Below are 21882 nucleotides of genomic sequence, written 5' to 3'. Positions count from 1 at the left end.
CGCGACCCGTCCGGAGAAGGAGGGGCCGCGTCATGCGTTTCCGTCCCCTGTCCGTGCTGTTGGCCGCCGTACTCGCGGCCGTCGGCGCCACCCCCGCCCTGGCGGCGACGTCCCCACCCACTGATGCGTCCACCCTGGTGGACGACCCCACCACCTACGTCGACCCCCTCATCGGCACCAAGAACGGCGGAAACGTCTTCCCCGGCGCCGTCACCCCCTTCGGCATGTTCTCCTTCAGCCCCGAGAACACCCGCGGCGACGCCACCCGCACCGCGGCCCCCGGCGGCTACCACTACGACGCCACCCGGATCCGCGGCTTCAGCCTCACGCACATGTCCGGCACGGGCTGCGCCGGAGGCAGTGGGGACATCCCGCTGTTCCCGCACGCGGGCGAGGTCACCTCGTCCCCGGCGAGCGACACCAAGGACCAGGTGTACGCCGCCGACTTCAGCCACGCCGACGAGAGCGCGGAGCCCGGCAGCTACCGGGTCGGTCTCGCCTCCGGCGTCACGGCGGACCTCACGGCCACCGCCCGCACCGGCTCGGCCCGCTTCACCTACCCGGCCGACAAGCCCGCCTCGCTCCTCTTCCGCACCGCCAACTCCGAGGTGGGGTCGACCGATTCGACGATCAGCATCGACCCCGAGAAGCGGACCGTCTCCGGCTCCGTGACCTCCGGGAACTTCTGCGGCTACCTCGATCCCGAGGGCCGACGGGCGTACTACACCCTGTATTTCACCGCCCGTTTCGACCGCGCCTTCAAGGCGACCGGCACCTGGCACGACGATCAGCTGAACCCGGGGTCCCGCGAGGCGAGCGGTGGCACCGGAGGGTTCTCGAACGGCGGGCGGCCGGTGCCGGGCAAGGGCGCGGGCGGCTACGTCGAGTTCGCGCCGAGCGCGGATCCGGTCAACGTCAAGGTCGGTATCTCGTACGTCGGTCAGGCCGGTGCCGAGGCCAATCTGGCCGCGGAGAACCCGCCCGGCCGTTCCTTCGAGGCGGTCCGGGACGCGGCCCGCGCCGACTGGCGTCAGCGGCTGGACGCCATCCGGGTCGGCGGCGGCACCGAGGAGGAGCGCACCACCTTCTACACCGCGCTGTACCACTCCCTCCTCCACCCGAACGTCATCAGCGACGCCGACCGCAGATACCGGGGCGCCGACGGCAAGGTCCACACCGTCCGCCACGGCCACCGCGCCCAGTACGGCACCTTCTCCGGCTGGGACGTCTACCGCGACCAGGTACAGCTGCTGACCCTGCTGGAGCCCCGCACGGGCTCGGACATCGCCCAGTCGCTGTACGAACTCGCCGGGCAGAACGGCGGGATCTGGGACCGCTGGCTGCACGGCGCGGGCGGCACCCACGTCATGAACGGCGATCCGTCGGCCATCGCGCTCGCCGGTATCCGTGCCTTCGGCGGCACGGACTTCGATCTGCGCGGTGCCTTCGCCTCCCTTCTCAAGGCGGCGACCGTCCCCACCGAGAAGGACCTGTCCGCCGACGGGAAACCGGTGCTGTCAGTTGGCCAACGCCCCTCTCTCGACAAGTACTTGAAGCATCACTACATGCCGTCCGTCTCCAACGCCTGGGGCGGTGCCGCCGAGACGCTGGAGATGTCCGGCGCCGACTTCGCGCTCGCCCAGCTCGCCCCGGCGGCGGGTCGCAAGGACGTCGCTGCGGAGTTCGGACGCCGCTCGCAGTGGTGGCAGAACAACTTCAACATCGCCGCCCACCCGTCGGGCGGATACATCGCCAACCGCAAGGCCGACGGCAGCTGGGTCACCGGCTTCACCCCGGCCACCGGCAACGGCTTCGTCGAGGGCACGGCGGCCCAGTACACCTGGATGGTTCAGCACAATCCGGCGGGCCTGTTCGCTGCGATGGGCGGCCGGGATCGGGCGGTCGAGCGGCTGGACTCCTTCTTCCACGACGCCGACGGGGGCTGGGCCTTCACCGGCAGCGGGGGTGAGAAGTCCGAGCTGGACAACGAGCCGTCGATCAACGTGCCCTACCTGTACGCCTACGCCGGAGCGCCGTACAAGACGCAGGAGACGGTACGCGCCGCGATGCGCGAGCTGTGGTCGACGGGGCCCGGCGGGATTCCCGGCAACGACGACCTCGGCGCGATGTCGGCCTGGTACGTCTTCTCCGCGCTCGGCCTGTATCCGCAGGTGCCCTCGCGGGCCGAACTCGTCCTCGCCTCACCGCTGTTCCCGCGGATCGAGATCGACCGCCCGCACGGCAACGACATCTCCGTCCGCGCGGAGGGCGCCGCCGCGGACGCCCCGTACATCCGCTCCCTGAAGGTCAACGGCCGGACCAGTGAACGGCCTTGGCTCCCGGCATCCTTCGTGCGGGACGGCGGCAGGCTCGACCTTGCGCTCTCCGGTACGCCGGACAAGAGCTGGGGCAGCGCTCCCGACGACGCCCCGCCGTCCTTCCGCGCCGGGGAGCAGCCGTACCAGATCGGGGTCGGTCCGACGACGGCGCGGCTCGCCCCGGGCGGCAGTGCGAAGGTCGGGATCAGGGCCCTCGCGATGAGCGGGGCGGGGGCGGGTCCCGAGGTTCGCTTCCGGGTCGACGCACCCGACGGCATCACCGCCACGCCGGCCGAGGGCGCGGTCGTCGACGGTGCCCAGGAGATCACCCTGAGCGCGGCCGCGGACGCACCCCAGGGCTTCCACGAGGTGCGGGTGGCGGTCACCTCCGAAGGCAGCTCGTACGAGCAGCCGGTTTCGCTGACGGTCGCCGCGCCGGACACCCTGCTCGCCGCCTACGACAACGCCGGGATCTCCGAGGACTCCGGCGACCACGACGAGGCCGACTACGACGGTGGCGGCTGGAGTTACTCCCGTCAGGCGCTCGCTGCGGCGGGGCTGACGCCGGGCGGGCAGGGCACGGTGAACGGGCTGACCTTCACCTGGCCCGACTCGCCGAGCGGCCGCCCGGACAACGCCTCCGCCGACGGACAGACCATCCAAGTGCGGGACGGAGTAAGCCAGTTGTCCTTCGTCGGCAGCGCGGTCAACGGCAACCGCCAGTCCGAGGCGACCGTCACCTACACCGACGGCACCACCGCGACGGTCCCCCTCGCCTTCACCGACTGGACCGTCGGCGGCGGCAACGGCTCCATCCAGTACGGCAATGAGGTCGTCGCGCGGGCCGCGTACCGGAATGTCGCGGGCGCCGACCGTGATCCGGTGGCCACCTACGTGTTCGCCACCCGGCCGTTCACCGCACCGGAGGGGAAGACGATCGCGAGCGTACGGCTGCCGAAGGAGGGGAATCTGCACCTGTTCACGCTGGCCCTCGGCTGACCCCCAACACATCGGCCAACCAGTCGAGTTGGCGCCGCACATGGACCGCGTCGCCGCCCTCGTGACCGTTGAACGGGTAGGCGTGCAGCACCTTGCGTGGTGCGGTGCCGGTCAGTTCCGCGTACCGGTTGAAGGCCGCGTACGCCCCGCTCGGCGGGCACACCGTGTCGCGCAGACCGACGCCGAAGTGGGCCGGCGCCTGGGCGCGGCGCGCGAAGGAGACGCCCTCCAGATGGGCGAGGGTGTGGTAGGCGGCGGTCTCGGCGCCCCGGTGCACCGACAAATACGCGGCGATCTCGCCGTAGGGGCCCTGGTCCGTGAGGTCCAGGGCCCTTCGGATGCCGCACAGCAGCGGGGCGGTGACCAGGGCCGCCGCCAGATCCGGGACCAACCCGGCCACCGCCAGGGCCAGTCCGCCGCCCTGGCTGTTGCCGACGGCGACCGTGCGCGCCGGGTCCACGCCGGGCAGGGCGCGTACCGCGGTGACCGCGCGGACGGCGTCCGTGATCAGGCGTCGGTAGTGGTGGTCGTGCGGCGCGAGGAGTCCACGTACCGCCGGGCCGGGGCCGCCCGGGGCGTGGGCGTGCGGGTCGGGGGTGGCGCCGCCGCTGCCGTACTGGTCGCCCTGGCCGCGGTTGTCCATCAGCAGATGCGCGTACCCGGCGTTGACCCAGGTCAGGCGCTCGTGGGGGAGTCCGCGGCCGCGGCCGTACCCGGCGAACTCCACCACCGCGGGAAGCGGTTCGGGGGTGTCGGCGGGGCGGCTGAACCAGGCCCGCACCGGGTCTCCGGCGAAACCGCGGAACGTCACGTCCCAGGTGCGCGTCAGCCGTAGGCCCGTCTCCACGGCACGCACCGACACCAGCGGCTCGGCCTGCTCGGCCTCCTTCAGGGTGTCCCGCCAGAACGCGTCGAAGCCGGCGGGCTCGTCGAGGGGTGGACGGTAGTGCTCCAGTTCGGGTGGCGGAAGGTCGAACGCGGGCACGGACGGCACCTCGCAGGAGTCGGTGGAGAGACAGAAACTTGCGATGACGCAAGGGGTGGATCTCTCCGTCCTGCCCAGCGGCAGCTGCGTTTCAACGCGACGCGTGCGTCTCGACTGACCCGTGCGGAACCCATTGACAGCGCTTTCTGGCAGCTCTAGGTTGCCGCGAGTTACCGGTAAGAGCTCGAAAGTTTCGGTTCCCAACCCCTGTACAGGAGACCGAGTTTGAGCACCTCCACCCGTTCCGCGCTGCGCCGCGACTGGCAGTTGTACTCGCTGGCCGTGCTGCCCCTGCTGTTCTTCCTGGTCTTCCGCTATCTGCCGATGCTCGGCAACGTGATCGCCTTCCGCCGCTTCCAGCCGGGCGGTTCGATCTTCGGCGAGCAGTGGGTGGGCCTGCGCTATGTGGAGATGTTTCTCTCCGACCCCACCTTCTGGCAGGTGTTCCGGAACACCCTGTGGCTCGGCGGGCTCACCCTCGTGTTCTGCTTCCCGATCCCGATCGTGCTGGCGCTGCTGCTCAACGAGGTGCGCCGGCGATCTCTGAAGCGGTTCGTGCAGTCGGTGTCGTACCTGCCGCACTTCCTGTCGATCGTGATCGTCGCCGGTATCACGTTGCAGATGCTCGCCACCGACGGGCCGGTCAATCATGTGCTGGGGTGGTTCGGGCACGACGAGATCCGGTTCATCCAGGAACCCGAGTGGTTCCGCACGGTCTACGTCGGCTCGGAGATCTGGCAGACCGCGGGCTGGGGCACGATCCTCTATCTCGCGGCGCTCACCACCATCGACGAGGACCTGTACGAGGCCGCCCGCATCGACGGTGCGAACCGCTGGAAGCAGACCTGGCATGTCACCCTGCCCGGCATCCGGCCCACCATGATCACGCTGCTGATCCTGAACGTCGGCACGTTCATGGCGGTGGGCTTCGAGAAGGTCCTGCTGCTGTACAACCCGCTGACCTACCAGACCTCGGACGTGATCTCGACCTACGTCTACCGGACCGGCGTGGAGTCCAACAGCTTCAGCTACGCCGCCGCCATCGGCCTGTTCGAGGCGGTCATCGGCCTGGTCCTGATCACCTCCGCCAACCAGCTCTCGCGCCGGACAGTGGGGACCAGCCTGTGGTGAAGCCGAGCCGTTCCTACCGGGTCTTCCAGGGCGTCAACGGGGTGATCCTCACCCTCGTCGTGGCCGTGACCCTGTACCCCTTCCTCAACATCATCGCCAGGTCCTTCAGCGGGGAACGGCAGATCCGGGCCGGTGAAGTCACCCTGTGGCCCAAGGGGTTCAACCTCACCACGTACAAAATCGTGTTCCAGGACTCGATGTTCTGGCGGAACTACGGCAACACCGTGCTCTACACGGTCGTGGCGACCGGCGTCGCCATGGTGCTGACGACCTGTTACGCCTACGTCCTGTCGAAAAAGCACCTCAAGGGGCGCGGATTCCTCGTCGGCATCGCCGTGTTCACCATGTTCTTCACCGGCGGTCTGATCCCGAACTATGTGCTGATCACCAGCCTCGGCCTGAAGAACAGCGTCTGGGCCATCGCCCTGCCGAACGCGATCAGCGTCTTCAACCTGCTGGTGATGAAGGCCTTCTTCGAGAGCCTGCCGACCGAGCTGGAGGAGGCCGCCCAGATCGACGGGCTGAGCACCTACGGCATCCTGCTGCGGATCGTGCTGCCGCTGTCCAAGGCGGTCGTCGCGACGATGGTGCTCTTCTACTCGGTCTCGTTCTGGAATTCGTGGTTCAGCGCGTTCCTCTACATGGACCGGACCGATCTGATGCCGGTCACCGTCTACTTGCGCAACCTCATCCAGGGCGCCACCGGCGGCTCCAACGCGGGCGCCGGGACCGACCAGCTCAGCCAGGTCGCGGCGAACATCCAGGCGGTCACGATCGTGCTCACCGCGCTGCCGATCCTCTGCGTGTACCCGTTCGTCCAGCGCTACTTCGTCTCGGGCGTGATGCTCGGCGCCGTCAAGGGCTAACAAGGGAGTATCTGTGAAGAACACCGGACAGCTGTCGCGGCGTCAGATCCTGGCCGCCGCCGGTTTCCTCGGCCTGGCCGGCCTCACCGGCTGCGGCAGCGGTGACGACGGCGGCGACCCCAAGGACCTGTCGGACAAGCAGAACGGCGCGATGAAGGACTACCGCGCCGGACAGCGGTTCAAGGCCGCCAAGCCGCTCTCCTTCTCCCTCCTGCACAACAACAACCCGGTCTACCCGACCAAGAAGGACTGGCTGTTCTGGAAGGAGGTCACCAAGCGGACCGGGATCACCCTGGAGCCCCTCGACGTCCCGCTCGCCGACTACGAGAAGAAGCGCAGCGTCCTCATCGGCGCGGGCGACGCCCCCTACCTGATCCCCAAGACGTACCACCCCTCCGAGGTCGCCTTCGTGTCCTCGGGCGCGATCCTCCCGGTCAGCGAGTACGTGCACCTGATGCCCAACTACCGCGACAAGGTGAAGAAGTGGCAGCTCGAACCCGAGCTGGACTCCATCCGCCAGTCGGACGGCAAGTACTACCTGCTGCCCGGCCTGCACGAGAAGCCCAAGCCCGGCTACTCGCTCTCGCTGCGCACCGACATCCTCGACCAGCACGGCCTCACCCTGCCCACCACCTGGGACGAGGTGTACGACGTCCTGAAGGCGCTCAAGGAGGAGTACCCCGACAAATACCCGTGGACCGACCGCTGGAGCACCAACACCCCCTTCCCGTGCGGGGCGTTGTTCAGCTACTTGGGCCAGGCGTACGGGGTCAAGGCGGGCTGGACGTACGACAACATCAGCTTCGACACCCAGGCCGAGAAGTTCGTCTTCACCGCCGCCCAGGACGGGTACCGCCAGATGGTCGAGTACCTGAGGAAGATCGTCGCCGAGAAGCTCCTCGACCCGGAGAGCTTCACCCAGCAGGACGACCAGGCGGTACAGAAGCTGCTCGCCGAGAAGTCCTATGTCATCAGCGCCAATCCACAGGAACTGGTGCAGAACTACCGCTACAACCTCCAGAAGCAGGTCAGGGGCGCCGAGATGGAGATGGTTCCCGTGCCGCTCGGCCCGGCGGGCCCCGTGGTCCTCGGGGGGATCCGGCTGGAGAACGGCGTCATGGTCTCCAGCAAGGCCCTCAAGAGCGACTCCTTCGTGGCGATGATGCAGTTCGTGGACTGGCTCTGGTACTCCGACGAAGGGCAACAGCTCTGCAAGTGGGGGGTCTCCGGCGTCACTTACACCGAGTCCGGCGGCACCTACCAGCTGGAGCCCGGCATCTCCCTCATGGGCTCCGACCCGGACGCCCCGAAGGACCTCCAGAAGGACTTCGGCTTCTTCAACGGCGTCTTCACCTACGGCGGCAGCTGGGCCCTGGTCTCCTCCAACTTCAGCCCGGACGAGAAGAAGTTCCAGGACGCCATGTCCCAGCGCGAACAGCTCCCCATCGACCCCGCGCACCCGCTCCAGTCCATCGAGCAGGAGCAGGCCACCCTCTGGGACACCCCGCTCAAGGACCACACCATCCAGAACACCCTCAAGTTCGTCCTCGGCAAGCGCCCGATGTCCGAGTGGGACGCCTTCGTCACCGAGCTGAAGGGCAAGAACATGGACCAGCTCGTCGACCTGCACAACAAGGCGTACGAACGCTTCGCCCAGGAGAACGTGTGATCCGGGTCCCCGCCGAGCCGATCGGCCGGCTCCCCGACGCCTGGCGCCACTGCGTCGGCACCGGCCGCATCGAACTCGCCCTGCGGCGGGACTACCAGGACTCGCTGAAGCTGATCCAGGACGACATCGGCTTCCGGTACATCCGGGGCCACGGACTGCTGAGCGACGGCATGGGCGTGTACCGGCCCTACGAGTGGGAGGGTGCCCGGCGCGTCCATCACTCCTTCACCTACGTCGACCAGGTCGTCGACGCGTACCTGGACCTCGGCATCCGACCCTTCCTCGAACTCGGCTTCATGCCGGCCGAGTTGGCGTCGGGGGAGCAGACCGTGTTCTGGTGGCGCGGCAACGTCACACCACCCCGCTCGCACCGGGAATGGGCCGCGCTGGTCAAGGCCACGCTCACCCATCTCGTGGACCGCTACGGCCTCGACGAGGTCCGCACCTGGCCGATCGAGGTGTGGAACGAGCCGAACCTCCCCGACTTCTGGGAGAACGCCGACATCACGGCGTACCACCGGCTGTACGAGGTGACCGCGGGCGCCGTGAAGGAGGTCGACGCCTCCCTCCAGGTCGGCGGGCCCGCGATCTCGCCCGGCGCCGACGAGTGGCTGGACCGCTTCGCCGAGTTCACCGAGGAGCGGGACGTCCCCGTCGACTTCGTCTCCAAGCACGCCTACACCTCGGGCCCCGCCCAGCACGTCCCGTTCGGGGTGCGTCAGACCCTCGCGCCCGCACAGCACCTCCTGGACCAGTTCGCCACGCCCCGCAACCGCCTCAAGGGCACCCGACTGGCCGAACTCCCGGTCCACATCACGGAGTTCAACTCCTCCTACCGCCCGGACAACCCGGTCCACGACACCGCCTTCCACGCCGCCTACCTGGCGCCCGTGCTGGCCGGCGGCGGCGATCACGTGGACTCCTTCTCGTACTGGACGTTCAGCGACATGTTCGAGGAGGCCGGCATCCCCACCGCCCTCTTCCACGGCGGCTTCGGGCTGCTCACCCACCGACAGGTGCGCAAACCGACGTACCACCTCTACGCGTTCATGGCCCGGATGGGCCCCGAGCTGCTCGCCCGGGGCGAGGACCACCTGGTGACACGGCACGCCGATGGCCGTGTCACCGTCCTCGCCTGGGCGCCCGTCGACGTGAGCGGCGAGACCCCGGGCCCGGCCCGGCACCGGCTGCGGCTGCACATCCCCCTGGGTTCCTGGGAGGCGTTCGTACGGCGGTCCACGGTGGACGAGGAGTACGGCAACGCCCGTACCGCCTGGCAGCGGATGGGCAGCCCCCGCTCGCCCGACGCCCACCAGCTCGACGTACTGCACGAGGCGGCCGAGCCCGGGCGGCGGCATCTGCGGCTGCCGGTCGCGGAGGGGCGGGTGGCGGTGGATCTGACGCTGGGGCGGCACGAGGTGACGCTCGTCGAGGTCAGCCCCGTCCAGGACGAGAGCCCGCCCTGGGCGGACGAGCGCCGGCTGCTCGGCGGGCAGCCCCGATGAGCGCGCCCTCGGTATCCTTCGGCGCCGGGCCGCTCTCCCGTGCCGCCGCCCTGATCCACACCCTCGTCACCGTCGAGGCCCTGCTGCTCGCAGCCTCCGCGCCGGGCCTTGCGGGACTGCTCCTGCTGGGCCCGGACCCCGCCAACCTCCCCCTCGCCGCCGTATGCCTGCTCCCGCTCGGCCCGGCCCTCTCCGCCGCCGTCTACGCCCTCCATCACCGCGACCGCGACCTCACCGACCTCCACCCCGCCCGCACCTACACGCGCGGGTGGCGCCTCAACGCACTCCCCGTGCTCAAACTATGGGCGCCCCTGCTCACCTGGCTGACCGTCATCGCCTTCACGCTCACCCACTTCTCCGCCACCGGCCTGCCCGGCTGGTGGGCGCTGCTGCTCGCGGCGATCGGCCTGGCCTCCCTCCTCTGGGGCGCCCACGCCCTCGTCCTGACCTCCCTGTTCGCCTTCCGCACCCGCGACACCGCCCGCCTCGCCGCCTACTTCCTGTTCCGGCACCGCGGCGCCACCCTCGCCGCCACCTCCCTGCTGGTGCTCACCGCCGGGCTCACCGCGCTGCTGACCGAGGCCCTGCCCGCCCTCCTCGCCGCCCCACTGCTGCTGTCCCTGCTGCACACTGCCCGCCCGGTGATCGCCGAGACCCAGGAGGACTTCACCGCATGACTCGACCCGCTCGGCGTGGCGGTCCTGCGCGTTCAGCCGATCGTGACGACACGGGCCCAGGACGGCGGGGACTCCGGGACGTAGTCCGGGTCGTTCTCGTTCACGGCACGGGCCGGACGCGGGAAGAGCCCGACGACGGTACGGCACGGCGGCTGCTCGGACGGCCAGGGCGTCTGGCCGTCCGTCAGGGCGACGACCACGTCCGGGCGGGGCCGGGAGCGGAGCGCACGGGCGAAACCCGAGCGCAGATCCGTGCCCCCGCCGCCTATCAGCTCCATGGCCTCGGCTCGGCAGATCGGTACGGCGATCCCGGCCGCCGCGTCGCAGGAGACGACCGAGACCAGATCGCGCCGCCCGCCCACCGCCCGGGAGATCGCCGCCACCTCCAGCAGCGCGCTGCCCAGCTCGCTGTCGCTCACCGACCCGGAGGTGTCGATCACCACACAGACCCGGGGCGGATTGCGCCGCAGGCTCGGCAGCACCACCCCGGGAACAGCGGCCGAGCGCCGGGACGGACGCCGGTAGCTGTGGTTCTCGCCCACCCCCGGCGCACCGGCGGCCGAGCGCACCGCCGCCCCCAGCAACTGCCTCCAGGGCTGCGGCGGATGGAAGGCCTCGTCCGCCCAGCGGCGCCAGCCCTCCGGGGCCTCTCCCGGCCTGCCCTTGATCCCCTCGGCGACCCGGAAGCGCACCGCGTCCCGCTGCTGCCTGGTCAGTCCATGGGCCCCGTCGGCTCCCAGCTCCCACGGCCGCTCCTGGCCGTCGGCCCCGCCGCCGCAGTCCAGCCAGGCCAGATCGGCGGCGAGCCCGGACATGGACGCCGTACGCAGGTACTCCTCCATCAGGAGCCCGTCGGGCAGCCGCAGCAGCGACGGGAGGATCGCCCCGGTGGGCCGGGGCAGGCCGTCGCCGTAGATGTCGTCATTGATCTCGAAGTCGGCGGCGATGTTCCGGCGCAGCCTCTCGCCGGGCCCGTACGCCTCGTTCTCCTTCGCCCAGCGCGCGCCGCGCTCGTGGTGGTCCCGGAGCAGATGGGAGACCTCGTGCACCCAGACGCCCGCCAGCTCCTCCACCGGCATGCGCGCCACGAAGCCGGGGGAGACGTAGCAGCGCCAGTGCGCGTCCACCGCCATCGTCGGCACCGAGCGGTCCTCGACGATCTGGAGCGCGAAGAGCGCGACGGCCAGGTAGGGGCGGACCTTGACCGCGTGCAGGCGGGCGGCCAGCAACTTCTCCATGTCCAGGGGGAGTCCGTCCGGGTTGTCCGGCCCGGCACGACGGACCGGCGCCGCCGGGACGTTCGCCCGCACCGGGCGCGGCGGCGGAGGCGGGGCCATCGGCCGAGGCAGCGGACGCCGCACGGCCTGCGCGCCCTCATGCCGCATCGCCCCCGTCATCGGCCCACCTTGGCCCGCTCCACCGACCGGTCCGCGCGCGCCGCGAGTCCGACGATCGAGGCCAGCCGCTCCACCGCCGCCGGTACCTCCCAGTCGTCGCGCCGCACCGCGGCCAGCGCCTTGGCCGGGGCGACCAACAGGTCCGGAGCACCGGTCTCCAGTGCGCGGACCAGGACGGCCCAGGCCGCCTCCCAGCGCCCCCGCTCCGGCCGTGCCCCCACCGCGGCCACCACCGCCTCCAGCGCGGCCTGCCGAAGATCACCCCGCTCGGGCAGCTCGGCGTTGGCCGGATCGGCCAGCAGCAGCTCCGGGTCGGGCAGGTCCATCCGGTCCAGGTGGGCGAGGAGTTCAAGTCCCGGACCGTCGCCCACCGCGCCCCGCACCAGCAGCGCCAGCACATCCCGGGAGACGCCGGCCGCCGTGCCGAAGGCCAGCAGGGTCAGCGCGGCCTCCCAGCTCCGAGGCGAGGGCCAGGCGCCGCCGCGCCGTGTCTCGGAGCTCGGCAGCCGGTGGATCAGCGTCGGCCGGGCGGCGAGGAAGTCGCAGACCGCGCGCCGGGCGAGGGCCACCGCCTCCGGCAGCCGCTCCGGGTCGAGGCGGGGCAGTTCGGCCCGGGGCCAGACCCCACCGAGACCGCGCACCACCACGTCCTTGTCGTGCACCCAGTACAGATGCACGAAGCGGTTGGCCAGCGGCGGGCTCAGTTCCCATCCGTCCGCCGCCGAGGCGCGCGGGTTGGCGGCGGCCACGATCCGTACCCCGGGCGGCAGTTGAAGGGTGCCGACCCGCCGCTCCAGCACGACCCGGAGCAGCGCCGCCTGGACGGCCGGGGTGGCGGTGGACAGTTCGTCGAGGAAGAGCAGTCCCCGCCCGGCCCGTACCAGTTCCACAGCCCACTGCGGCGGCGCCATCGGCACGCCCCGCACCGCCGGGTCGTCGCCCACGATGGGCAGTCCGGAGAAGTCGGTCGGCTCGTGGACGCTGGCGATCACGGTGGTCAGCGGCAGGTCGAGGGAGGCGGCGAGCTGGGTCAGCGCTGCGGTCTTGCCGATGCCGGGCTCGCCCCAGAGCAGCACGGGCAGATCGGCCGCGACGGCCAGGGTGAGCGCTTCGAGCTGCTCGTCGGGGCGGGGCTCGGTGGTGGTCGTCCGAAGGAGCGTCAGAAGGTTGTCGGCGAGGGCGAGTTGGGCGTCGACGGGCAGAAGCGTGCGAGAAGTCATGGGCATCACCAGGTGAGGTCGAGAGAACGGGACAGCCCGCGAGGGCTGAAGTGGAGAGGCGGAAGCAGTCGTCCGGTTATGAGGCCAGGCGGGGCCGGGTCCGGCTGCCGCGCTTGCGGCCGAATGCGGGAGGCGTACGTCGGTCGGGCCGGAAACGCCGCGCATCGGCTCCGCAATCGGCAGCGGGGTGCACGGCGACCAGACCCGAGCGGAAGAGCCCGTGCTCGATACGGCGCGTGGCGGCCGATTCCAGTTCATCCCGGAGCGGACCGTCGCGCAGCACCGCACCGGGACCGAGCAGCCCCTCGACCACGGCCAGCGCCCCGGCGACATCACCGTGACCGAGGCGCTCCCGGACCGCGGGCAACGCCTCCGGGTTGCGATGCACGGCGTCGATCGCCCGCAGACACGGCAGCGCGGGCCCGCCGAGCGCCACCAGCAGTTCCTCCCGGCGCTGTTCGACCGCATCGTGGTCGACCGCCGTGAGCACTCCGTCCCGCAGCGCGATCCGGTGCACCTCGCCCCGGCACTCCACCCGATGCGGATCGACGGGTTCGGGAACCGGGCGCGCCGCCGGAGGAGACGCGTACGCCGACAACGCGGCGGCGACGAGAGGATGCAGCCGGTCGGCGGCGATCAGCCCCGCCCGCAGCAGCTCCAAGTCCGGCAGCACCCGGGCCGCCGCCTCCGGCAGCACCGGAAGCGCCGCGACGTCCTGCGGCGGCAGCTCCTGCCGCAGCGGCCGGAGCGTCGGGGCATGGCTGTCGTCGGGGGCGACGAGTTCGAGCACGGCACGGCTGCGCGCACCGGTGCGCACGGTGAAGGCCCCGCGGCCACAGCCCTCGGCGCGCAGCAGCCGCTCCGCCTCGGCAGCCCAACTCCCCGTGTTCCACAGGGAGTCGGGCGGATCACCGCACCGGCGCGCCAACTCCCCGCTGCGCCCGGCGTCCCACAGATGCCGGTGCAGATCGAGCCGGAACCGCCGCTCGGGGTACGGATGCGGATGATGCCCGAAGTCGGCGCTCCCGGCGGACTCGTCCCACAGGGCCAGCGACATGCGCTGTCCGGCGTCCGCCCAGGCCGGAGGCGTCCGCACCACCAGCTGCGCCGAACCCGAATACCGGGCCAGCGAGAGGGTGAGACCCGGCCGGAGCCATCCGTCGGGGGCAACGCGGGGCATGTGCCAGCGCAGCAGATCCGGCGCCAACCGGCGCAGGTCCGCACGGAGTTGAGTGAGCAGTTCAGTGCCGTAGCGGTGACGTACGGCGCGCAGATCGAGGTCGACGTCGACACGGGCGGCGGCGCAGGCCCCGGCCCAGTCACCGGCCGTACGCCGGGCGGTCGCGGTCTCGATCATGGACAGTGGCACGGCGTACTCGCGTACGCGCTGCCACATCGACAGGCGGGTCGGAATCGTGTGCACGAAGTGTGGTGCCATCAGCACTCACCTTGCGTGGACGATTCCCCCAATCCGAAAGAGGAGAAGTTCTTCATCGCTCGCATCATAAGCACCACGATCGGGATCTGTCAGTAGAGGGCCCGCCCGCGCTCGTCCGGAACGCCCGACTTCCGCAGGAAGTAGCTGTTGATCTGATCCCGCCACTCGCGGGCGCAACGGAGCTGCTCGGCGAACCGCTCGGTGACCCGCGCATGGCGCTCCGGATCCACCGACTGCCCCAGCGAGCCCCATACTTCGCGGGCCTCCTCCACCTCCTCCACCCCCTCGAAGTGGGTGTCGTAGATGTGCTGGATCACCGTCTTCCCGCTGTGCAGCACATGCCCGTACGGCACATGGTGGAAGAACAGCAGCAGCTCGTCGGGGCACGAGGCGGGCGACTCGTACACCTCGGCCCACGGCTTGGCGTACTGCCCCGCGTACCCGGTCCCGGTCGCCACGCTCCGGTCGACGCCGATGCCGTCCCGGTCGGCGAAGTGGTAGGTCCCCCAGGGGCTGTACTCGTACCCGTCCACACTCGGCCCGTAGTGGTGCCCCGGCTGCACCATGAACCCCACCCCGAGCGGCGCGGTGTACTTCTCGTACGTCCGCCAGGACCCCGCCAGCACGGCCCGCACCCCTTCCGCCGGATCCGGTCCGAAGGTGAGCCCGATCCAGTCGTCGAGGATCGCGAGGGGATCCGCACCCGGGTCCCAGGCCAGCCGTCCGAAGGTGTACAGGTTGGACTGGGCCAGCGGATGCCCGGTCCAGAAGGGGTCGGCACCGGCGTTGGAGACGGCGACCAGGCCGTCGGACAGACCCCCGACCGGATCGGTCCCCTCCGGCCGGAACCGCAGCGCCTCGCTCCACATCGGGCCCAGCCAGCACGCGTGCCGTTGCTGCCCGGTGTACTCCTGGGTGGCCTGCATCTCCACCGCGAGCCGCGTCCCCGGCATCGCCCCGAGCAGCGGCGAGACCGGCTCGCGCACCTGGAAGTCCATCGGTCCGTGCTTGACCTGGAGCACCGCGTTCGCCGCGAACTCCCCGTCCAGCGGCACGAAATGGTCGTACGCCGCCCGCGCCCGGTCCGTCGAGCGGTCCCGCCAGTCCTGGCGGTGGTCGTAGACGAACGCCCGCCAGCGCACGGTCCCGCCGTACGGTGCCAGCGCCGCCGCCAGCAGGTTCGCGCCGTCGGCATGGCTGCGGCCGTACGCGAACGGCCCCGGCTGCCCCTCGGAGTCGGCCTTCACCAGGTACCCGCCGAAGTCGGGTATCGCCGCGTACACCTCGGCGGTCGCCCGCTCCCACCACCGCCGCACCCCGTGGTCCAGCGGATCGGCGGTGTCCAGGCCGCCGAGCAGGATCGGCGCGGCGAAGGACACCGACAGATGCGTGCGGATCCCGTACGGCCGGAACGCCTCGGCGATCCGGGCCACGTCGCCGATCCGCTCGGTCAGCAGCCGGGCCTCGGTCGCGTGCACATTGACGTTGTTCACGGTCACCGCGTTGATCCCGCAGGCGGCCAGCAGTCTGGCGTAGACCCGCACCCGCTCCAGATCGCCGCGCGCCCGGCCGTCCCGCCAGAACAGGGAGCCACCGGAGTAGCCGCGCTCCACCTGGCCCATCACCGGATGCACGGCCACGTTGTCCCAGTGGTCCAGCACCCGCAGCGCCACCGCGGGCCGGTGCGTGTGCGCCGCACGCTCGCCGCGGAAGGCCTCCTCGCCGAGCCGTACGAGGTGGAACAGGCCGTGGAGCAGGCCATGTCGGCCGGACGCGGTGACCGTCGTACGGCCCTCGGCGCGCTTGAGGGTGAACGCCTCGCCGTCGTCGGTGCCGCTCACGTCGAGCACCAGATCGCACGGTTCGGGGGAAGCGTCACGTACGACGCTTCCCCCGAACCGTGCACAGGCCTCCGCCACTTCACCGTGCACCGTGTCCACCAGCAGGCCCGATCCGCGGATCAGGGTCCGCCGCCGGCCGATCGCCTCGAACGCGGCGGGCGGCAGCCAGGCCGGGTCGACACCGTCGGGCAGCACGGGCACGGGTAGCGGCATGAGACCTCGACTCTCCTCAGCCGGCGAGGAGTTCGACCTCCGAAACGGTCGCCTCGCCGTCCAGCACCAGGCGGTACTTCTCGTACGTACCCGGTGAGCCCACCGAGAACGCCCGGGTCTGCCGGTCCCAGGTGAAGGACTCACCCGTGCGCCGGTCCAGCGTCGTCCACTCGGTGCCGTCGGAGGAGCCCTGGAGGGTCCAGCCGGTCGGCGCCTTGGTGCGGTCGGAGGAGGTCAGCGTGTACTGGACCGCCTCGGCCCGCTCCGGCGTCGGCAGGTCCACCGACGTCACCGTCGCGTTGGTCCCGGAGGTGTTGTCGAACAGCGCGCCCTCGCCCTTCAGTACGTCAGCCCGGGGCGTCGGCACCTTGTCGTCCTGGGTGATCGACACCGGCGCCGCGTTCTTGCCGGTGCCCCAGGCCGACGGCCGCGGACCCATGTCGAACTCCAGGACCCCGCCCTTGGCGAGCAGCTTGTGCGGCAGCGAAGTCGACGTCCACGTCCTGCCGTTGACCTTCAGACCCTGGACGTAGACATTGCGGGCGTTGTTCCTCGGCGCCTTGACGACCAGGTCCTCGCCGTTCTCCAGATGGACGGTCGCCTTGGTGAACAGTGGGGAGCCGACGGCGTATTCGCCGCTGCCCATGACCAGCGGGTAGAAGCCGAGCGCGGAGAAGAGGAACCAGGCCGACTGCTCGCCGTTGTCCTCGTCTCCGTGGTAGCCCTGGCCGATCTCGCTGCCGGTGTAGAGGCGGGAGAGCACCTCACGGACGTTCGCCTGCGTCTTCCACGGCTGCCCGGCCGCGTCGTACATGTACAGGGCGTGGTGGGCGACCTGGTTGGAGTGCCCGTACATGCCCAGCCGTACGTCCCGCGCCTCCGTCATCTCATGGATGACACCGCCGTAGGAGCCGACGAAGTCGGGGGAGGCCGTCTCCGGGGTGCCGAGGTACTCGTCGAGCTTGTCGGCGAGCTTGCTCCGGCCGCCGTAGAGGTTGGCGAGACCGCGGGAGTCCTGCGGGGCGGTGAAGGCGTAGCCCCAGCCGTTGGTCTCCGTGTAGTCGTAACCCCACACGCGCGGGTCGTACTTGGCCGACTCCACCCGCCAGTCGCCCTTGGCGTCACGGCCCTGGAAGAAACCGGCCTGCGAGTCGAACAGGTTCACATAGTCCTGGGCGCGGTTCAGGAAGTACTCCGACTCCTCCTTGTAGCGCTTCTCGCCGGTCTTCTTGTAGAGCTCCTGGCCCATCCGCGCGATGCCGTAGTCGTTGAGGTAGCCCTCCAGCGCCCAGGAGAGGCCCTCGTGGGTGTCGCTGCTGGTGTAGCCGAGGAACGGCGAGGTCGCCATGCCCTTGCGGCCCACGCCCGAGGAGGGCGGCACGACGGTGGCGTTCTTCACGGCCGCGTCGTAGGCCGCCTTCGCGTCGAAGCCGACGCCCTTCACATACGCGTCCGCGAAGGCGACGTCGGAGGAGGTGCCGGTCATCAGGTCCGCGTAACCCGGCGACGACCATCGGGAGGTCCAGCCGCCGTCCTTGTACTGCTGCACGAACCCGTCGACCATCTCACCCGCCTGAGAGGGCGTCAGGAGAGAGTACGCGGGCCAGGTGGTCCGATAGGTGTCCCAGAAGCCGTTGTTGACGTAGACCTTGCCGTCGACGATCTTCGCGCCGGTGTGCGTCGGGGTGTCCGGGTTCGGCATCGGCGAGAAGGGCGAGGCGTACTGGTACTTCGAACCGACTTTCTCGAAGCCGGAGTTGGGGTACAGGTACAGCCGGTACAGGCTGGAGTACAGCGTGGTCAGCTGGTCCGGCGTGGCGCCCTCGACCTCCACCTTGCCGAGGATGCGGTCCCACTGGCGCTGGGCGCGGTTCTTCACCGCGTCGAAGGAGGTTCCGTCCGGGACCTCCTGGCGCAGGTTGGCCTTGGCCTGGTCCACGCTGATGAGGGAGGTCGCGAGGCGCAGGGTGACCTTACGGTCGTCCCCGGCGTCGAAGCGCAGGTATCCCTTGACTCCGCTGGAGTCGGCCTCGGTGACCGGCTTGTCGAACTCGCCGTACACGAAGAGCCGGGTGGCGCCCGTCGACAGGCCGGACTTCACGTCGGAGTAGCCGGTGAAGGTCCCGCTCGCCTTGTCGAGGGTCAGGCCCGCCTGGTCGGTGACGTTGTCGAACAGGACGCTGGCGTCGTCGCCGGGGTAGGTGAAGCGCAGGACCGCCGCGTGGTCGGTCGGCGTCATCTCCGCCTTCAGACCGTTCTCGAACCGCACCCCGTAGTAGTACGGCCGCGCGGTCTCGTTCTCGTGCCGGAAGGCCAGCTCACGCGCCTCCCGCCCGGTCTCCGGGGTCCCGGACGCGGCCGACGGCATCACCTGGAAGGTCTGCCGGTCGCCCATCCAGGGGCTCGGCTCATGGCTCGCGCTGAACGCCTGGATCGTGGGCAGGTTGTCCGAGTTGTTCGCTCGCGCATAGTCGTAGAGCCAGCTCAGCGAGCCCGCGTTGGTGACCGGCGTCCAGAAGTTGAAACCGTGCGGCACGGCCGTCGCGGGGAAGTTGTTGCCGCGCGAGAAGCCACCGCTGGAGTTGGTGCCCCGGGTGGTGAGCGCGTAGTCCGACAGGTGCGCCTTAGGCGCCTCCTGCGGCACGCTCTTCAGGCTCACGTCGTCCAGCCAGCCGCGGAACTTCGCCGGGCCCTTGGGGGAGTCGTAGGCGACCAGGATCCGGTCCACGGTCTTGCCGGCCGCGACCGACCCGATCCGCGAGGCGACGTTGTTCCACTGGTTGACGTAGAGGACCTTGGAATCGCCCTGCCCGCGCGGCGTCAGCGGGAAGCCGTGCTGGTCGGTGGCCTTGAGGTCGCTCAGATACGTGCCGTCCGTGAAGGCGAGGTCCACCGAGACGTTCGTGGCGTCGTAGTCGAGATCGCGGTCCGCCATCGACGGGAAGATCCGGTACGACAGCCGGGTGTCCCGGCCGACCGCCACGTCCACGTCGAAGACCTTGTTGTACGAGTACGCCCGCCCGTCAGCCGTGTGCCGACCCGCGTAGCGCAGCGCCCGCTTGCCGGTGAAGCCCGCGCCCGCCTTGGCCGTCGGGGAGCCGCTCGGGCCCCGGTCGACCAGCGAGAGCATGTCCTGCGGCACCGGGCCGTCGCTGCCGCCGGTGGAGAACTGGACGTCGGCGAGCTGGAGTATGTCCGAGGCGCCGTTGTTCTTGGTGACCTCGATCCGGAAGTGCCGGTACTCGCCCGGCTCGGCGAGGTCGTAGGTCTTCGTCTGGAACCGCTCGGCGAAGGTTTCACCCGAGCGGGAGTCCAGGGTCGTCCAGTTCGTGCCGTCGGTGGAGCCCTTCAGGGTCCAGTCCCGTGGATCGCGCCCGGCGAAGTCATTGGCCGAAGTGAGCGCGTACTTGGCGATTTTCACCGGTTTGTCCAGGTCGAACTCGACCCATCCGGTGGGCTGGAAGACCAGCCACTTGGTACCCGGTTCGCCGTCGACGAGGTTCTCCTTCACCTCGCCGCCGCCGGTGTTCTCGCCGCTCGCCCGTACGTCGGTGACATGGTCGGTCACATTGCCCGGAATGCCCGAGCTGTAGCCGCCGTCCACCCCCTCGGCCCGCTTGCTGCCGTCGGCCGCGGTGTCGACCGTGTTGAGCCAGTCCGGGGCAGGGTCACCGCTCTCGAAGGAGGAGCTGAACTCCCGGTCGACGGTGGGGGCCTCGGGCAGGGCCACCGCCACGCCCTGCGAGCCCACGGCCAAAGCAAAGGCGGTCGCCCACACGACCGCCGTGCCACGTCTGTGCCTCATCGGCAAGCACTCTCCCTGCGCTCTGGACAACGTTGTCAACTTCGGTGCGCAAGGATTAGTTGTGGCTCAAGTCGTCAGTTGTGTCAAGGGTGTTGGCTGTGGCATTCGGGGGTGATGGCGCGGATTTTTCCGCCAGGGGGTCCACGGCCCGCTCATATTTCCGAGAGGTCTCAACTCGGAAAAGACCACCGGCCAACCTTGCATTCGATCTTGCTCCGCTGGCGGGAAGTGGACTATACCTGTCGGCGATTCACGGTACTTCCTGCATGACCCTGCTTGACCTGACCGCGGTGCCGGCGAGGATCCGGTTCACCGCCTGAGTCCTGGAGAAGGCGAGGACTTGAGCATGGGATCCAGCTCCGACCCGAACAGCACAGAGGTGGGCACCGGCCGCCGCGATCTGATCAAGCGGTCCGCCGCACTCGGTCTGATCTCGGTACCGACGATGAGTTTCCTCTCCGCCTGCGCGAGCGGCGGCGGGGACGACGAGTCCGACGGCGAGACCGAGGGCAAGACGTCCGAGAAGAACCCGTTCGGCGTGAAGGACGGCAGCAAGCTCGACGTGGTCGTCTTCAAGGGCGGCTACGGCGACGACTACGCCAAGGCGTGGGAGGCGTCCTTCGAGAAGAAGTGGGGGGTCACCTCCACCCACACCGGCACCCAGGAGATCACCGGCAAGCTCCAGCCGCGCTTCAACGCGGGCAACCCGCCGGACATCGTGGACGACGCGGGCGCCCAGCAGATCCCGATCGACGTCCTCAACAAGAACGGCCAGCTCCTCGACCTCGCCGTGGTCCTGGACGCCCCGTCGATCGACGACCCGAGCAAGAAGGTCCGCGACACCCTGATCCCGGGCACGCTGGACGCGGGTATGCAGGGCGGCAAGGTCGTCGCCCTCAACTACATCTACACGGTGTGGGGCCTGTGGTACTCCGGCAAGCTCTTCAAGGACAAGGGCTGGGAGGCGCCCCAGACCTGGGACGACTTCCTCGCCATCTGCAAGGACGCCAAGTCCCAGGGCATCGGCGGCCTCGCGCACCAGGGCAAGTACCCGTACTACATCAACGTCGCCATCATGGACCTGATCGCCAAGACCGGCGGTCTGGACGCCATGAAGGCGATCGACAACCTCGAACCCAACGCGTTCGTGGGGTCCGAGGCCGCGACGGCCGCCGTCGAGGCGATCTACGAGGTCGTCGAGAAGGGCTACTTGATGCCCGGCACCAACGGGCTGACCCACACCGAGTCGCAGACCCGGTGGAACCAGTACAAGGCGGCCTTCATCACCAGCGGCTCCTGGCTGGAGAACGAGCAGCTGAAGACGACGCCGGAGGACTTCGACATGAAGTTCCTGCCGATGCCGCTGCTGCCCGACAGCCAGCTGCCCTTCGAGGCGATCCGGGCCGGCTCCGGTGAGCCGTTCATCATCCCCGCCAAGGCCAAGAACCTCCCCGCGGCCAAGGAGTTCATGCGGATGATGCTGTCCAAGGAGTGGTCGACGCTGTTCGCCAAGGAGGCGAACTCGCTGACCATCCTCGCGGACGGCGTGGACTCCAGCGTGCAGCTGCGGCCCGGCACGCAGTCGACGGTCGAGGCGTCCAAGGCGGCCGGTGAAAACACCTTCCGCTACCTGTACACCGAGTGGTACAGCGAGATGGGCACGGCGATCGAGAACGCGTCCAACGAGCTGATGGCCAAGCGTATTCAGCCGAAGGAATGGCTGAAGCGGGCCCAGGCGGCGGTGGACAAGCAGGCCAAGGACCCGGAGTCCAAGAAGAACCGTCGGGACTGATCTCGCACGACCGACCACGTTCCGGG

At 70.0% G+C, this 21882-nt stretch carries 13 protein-coding genes; 7 read left to right on the top strand and 6 right to left on the bottom strand.

Annotation, left to right across the window (positions count from 1 at the left end):
- Window positions 1–32 precede the first annotated feature (32 nt).
- Window positions 33–3317 (top strand): GH92 family glycosyl hydrolase, encoded by a 3285-nt coding sequence (locus tag BN159_RS11775; RefSeq protein ID WP_015657193.1) that lies wholly within the window; start codon window positions 33–35, stop codon window positions 3315–3317.
- On the opposite strand, the gene BN159_RS11770 is transcribed toward BN159_RS11775, so the two are convergent.
- Window positions 3298–4302: an acetylxylan esterase gene (locus BN159_RS11770; RefSeq protein ID WP_015657192.1), complete on the bottom strand. Its 1005-nt coding sequence runs from the start codon at window positions 4300–4302 to the stop codon at window positions 3298–3300. The two genes, BN159_RS11775 and BN159_RS11770, sit on opposite strands and share 20 nt — an antisense overlap.
- A 207-nt stretch (window positions 4303–4509) precedes the next feature.
- On the opposite strand from BN159_RS11770, the gene BN159_RS11765 reads away from it, so the two are divergent.
- From BN159_RS11765 to BN159_RS11745, 5 genes are read left to right on the top strand one after another with little or no spacing between them, the layout of a single operon-like run.
- Window positions 4510–5433 carry an ABC transporter permease gene (locus BN159_RS11765; RefSeq protein WP_041819126.1) on the top strand — a complete coding sequence of 308 codons (924 nt, stop codon included), beginning with the start codon at window positions 4510–4512 and terminating at the stop codon, window positions 5431–5433.
- A complete protein-coding gene (locus BN159_RS11760) occupies window positions 5427–6299 on the top strand; it encodes a carbohydrate ABC transporter permease (RefSeq protein ID WP_015657190.1) in 873 nt (290 codons plus the stop codon). The genes BN159_RS11765 and BN159_RS11760 overlap by 7 nt, the downstream gene beginning before the upstream one ends.
- Window positions 6300–6312: 13 nt before the next feature.
- Window positions 6313–7968 (top strand): ABC transporter substrate-binding protein, encoded by a 1656-nt coding sequence (locus BN159_RS11755; RefSeq protein WP_015657189.1) that lies wholly within the window; start codon window positions 6313–6315, stop codon window positions 7966–7968.
- Entirely contained in the window at window positions 7965–9473 is a 1509-nt protein-coding gene (locus BN159_RS11750) for a GH39 family glycosyl hydrolase (protein WP_015657188.1), read from the top strand. Before BN159_RS11755 ends, BN159_RS11750 begins: the two co-directional genes overlap by 4 nt.
- Window positions 9470–10150 (top strand): hypothetical protein, encoded by a 681-nt coding sequence (locus BN159_RS11745; protein ID WP_015657187.1) that lies wholly within the window; start codon window positions 9470–9472, stop codon window positions 10148–10150. Before BN159_RS11750 ends, BN159_RS11745 begins: the two co-directional genes overlap by 4 nt.
- A gap of 32 nt (window positions 10151–10182) precedes the next feature.
- Here the strand turns inward: BN159_RS11745 and BN159_RS11740 are convergent, their stop codons facing one another.
- From BN159_RS11740 to BN159_RS11720, 5 genes are all read right to left on the bottom strand, one after another.
- Window positions 10183–11388 carry a vWA domain-containing protein gene (locus BN159_RS11740; protein WP_041821240.1) on the bottom strand — a complete coding sequence of 402 codons (1206 nt, stop codon included), beginning with the start codon at window positions 11386–11388 and terminating at the stop codon, window positions 10183–10185.
- Between the two features lie 155 nt (window positions 11389–11543).
- Window positions 11544–12767: an AAA family ATPase gene (locus BN159_RS11735; protein WP_015657185.1), complete on the bottom strand. Its 1224-nt coding sequence runs from the start codon at window positions 12765–12767 to the stop codon at window positions 11544–11546.
- A 76-nt stretch (window positions 12768–12843) separates the two neighbouring features.
- On the bottom strand, window positions 12844–14205 hold the full coding sequence (locus BN159_RS11730; RefSeq protein WP_015657184.1) for a hypothetical protein: 1362 nt from the start codon (window positions 14203–14205) through the stop codon (window positions 12844–12846).
- 89 nt (window positions 14206–14294) lie between these two features.
- Entirely contained in the window at window positions 14295–16259 is a 1965-nt protein-coding gene (locus BN159_RS11725) for an alpha-glucuronidase (protein WP_015657183.1), read from the bottom strand.
- A gap of 16 nt (window positions 16260–16275) precedes the next feature.
- Window positions 16276–20064: a GH92 family glycosyl hydrolase gene (locus BN159_RS11720; protein WP_015657182.1), complete on the bottom strand. Its 3789-nt coding sequence runs from the start codon at window positions 20062–20064 to the stop codon at window positions 16276–16278.
- A 346-nt stretch (window positions 20065–20410) separates the two neighbouring features.
- Here BN159_RS11720 and ngcE point away from each other — a divergent pair, with 346 nt between their 5' ends.
- Complete coding sequence (gene ngcE, locus BN159_RS11715) at window positions 20411–21856, top strand: N-acetylglucosamine/diacetylchitobiose ABC transporter substrate-binding protein (protein WP_015657181.1); 1446 nt, start codon at window positions 20411–20413, stop codon at window positions 21854–21856.
- Window positions 21857–21882: the final 26 nt, after the last annotated feature.

The organism is Streptomyces davaonensis JCM 4913 (assembly GCF_000349325.1).
Lineage (GTDB): Bacteria > Actinomycetota > Actinomycetes > Streptomycetales > Streptomycetaceae > Streptomyces > Streptomyces davaonensis.
Note: the sequence above shows the minus strand (reverse complement) of the source record. Positions and strands in the feature narration are given on the sequence as shown.

What these genes read in the sequence shown, in the direction of transcription:
- BN159_RS11775 (WP_015657193.1), top strand. Translation starts at nt 33, where the DNA reads ATGCGTTTCCGTCCCCTGTCCGTGCTGTTGGCCGCCGTACTCGCGGCC.
- BN159_RS11745 (WP_015657187.1), top strand. Translation starts at nt 9,470, where the DNA reads ATGAGCGCGCCCTCGGTATCCTTCGGCGCCGGGCCGCTCTCCCGTGCC.
- BN159_RS11740 (WP_041821240.1), bottom strand. Translation starts at nt 11,388, where the DNA reads ATGGAGAAGTTGCTGGCCGCCCGCCTGCACGCGGTCAAGGTCCGCCCC.
- BN159_RS11735 (WP_015657185.1), bottom strand. Translation starts at nt 12,767, where the DNA reads ATGACTTCTCGCACGCTTCTGCCCGTCGACGCCCAACTCGCCCTCGCC.
- BN159_RS11730 (WP_015657184.1), bottom strand. Translation starts at nt 14,205, where the DNA reads ATGGCACCACACTTCGTGCACACGATTCCGACCCGCCTGTCGATGTGG.
- BN159_RS11725 (WP_015657183.1), bottom strand. Translation starts at nt 16,259, where the DNA reads ATGCCGCTACCCGTGCCCGTGCTGCCCGACGGTGTCGACCCGGCCTGG.
- BN159_RS11720 (WP_015657182.1), bottom strand. Translation starts at nt 20,064, where the DNA reads ATGAGGCACAGACGTGGCACGGCGGTCGTGTGGGCGACCGCCTTTGCT.
- ngcE (WP_015657181.1), top strand. Translation starts at nt 20,411, where the DNA reads ATGGGATCCAGCTCCGACCCGAACAGCACAGAGGTGGGCACCGGCCGC.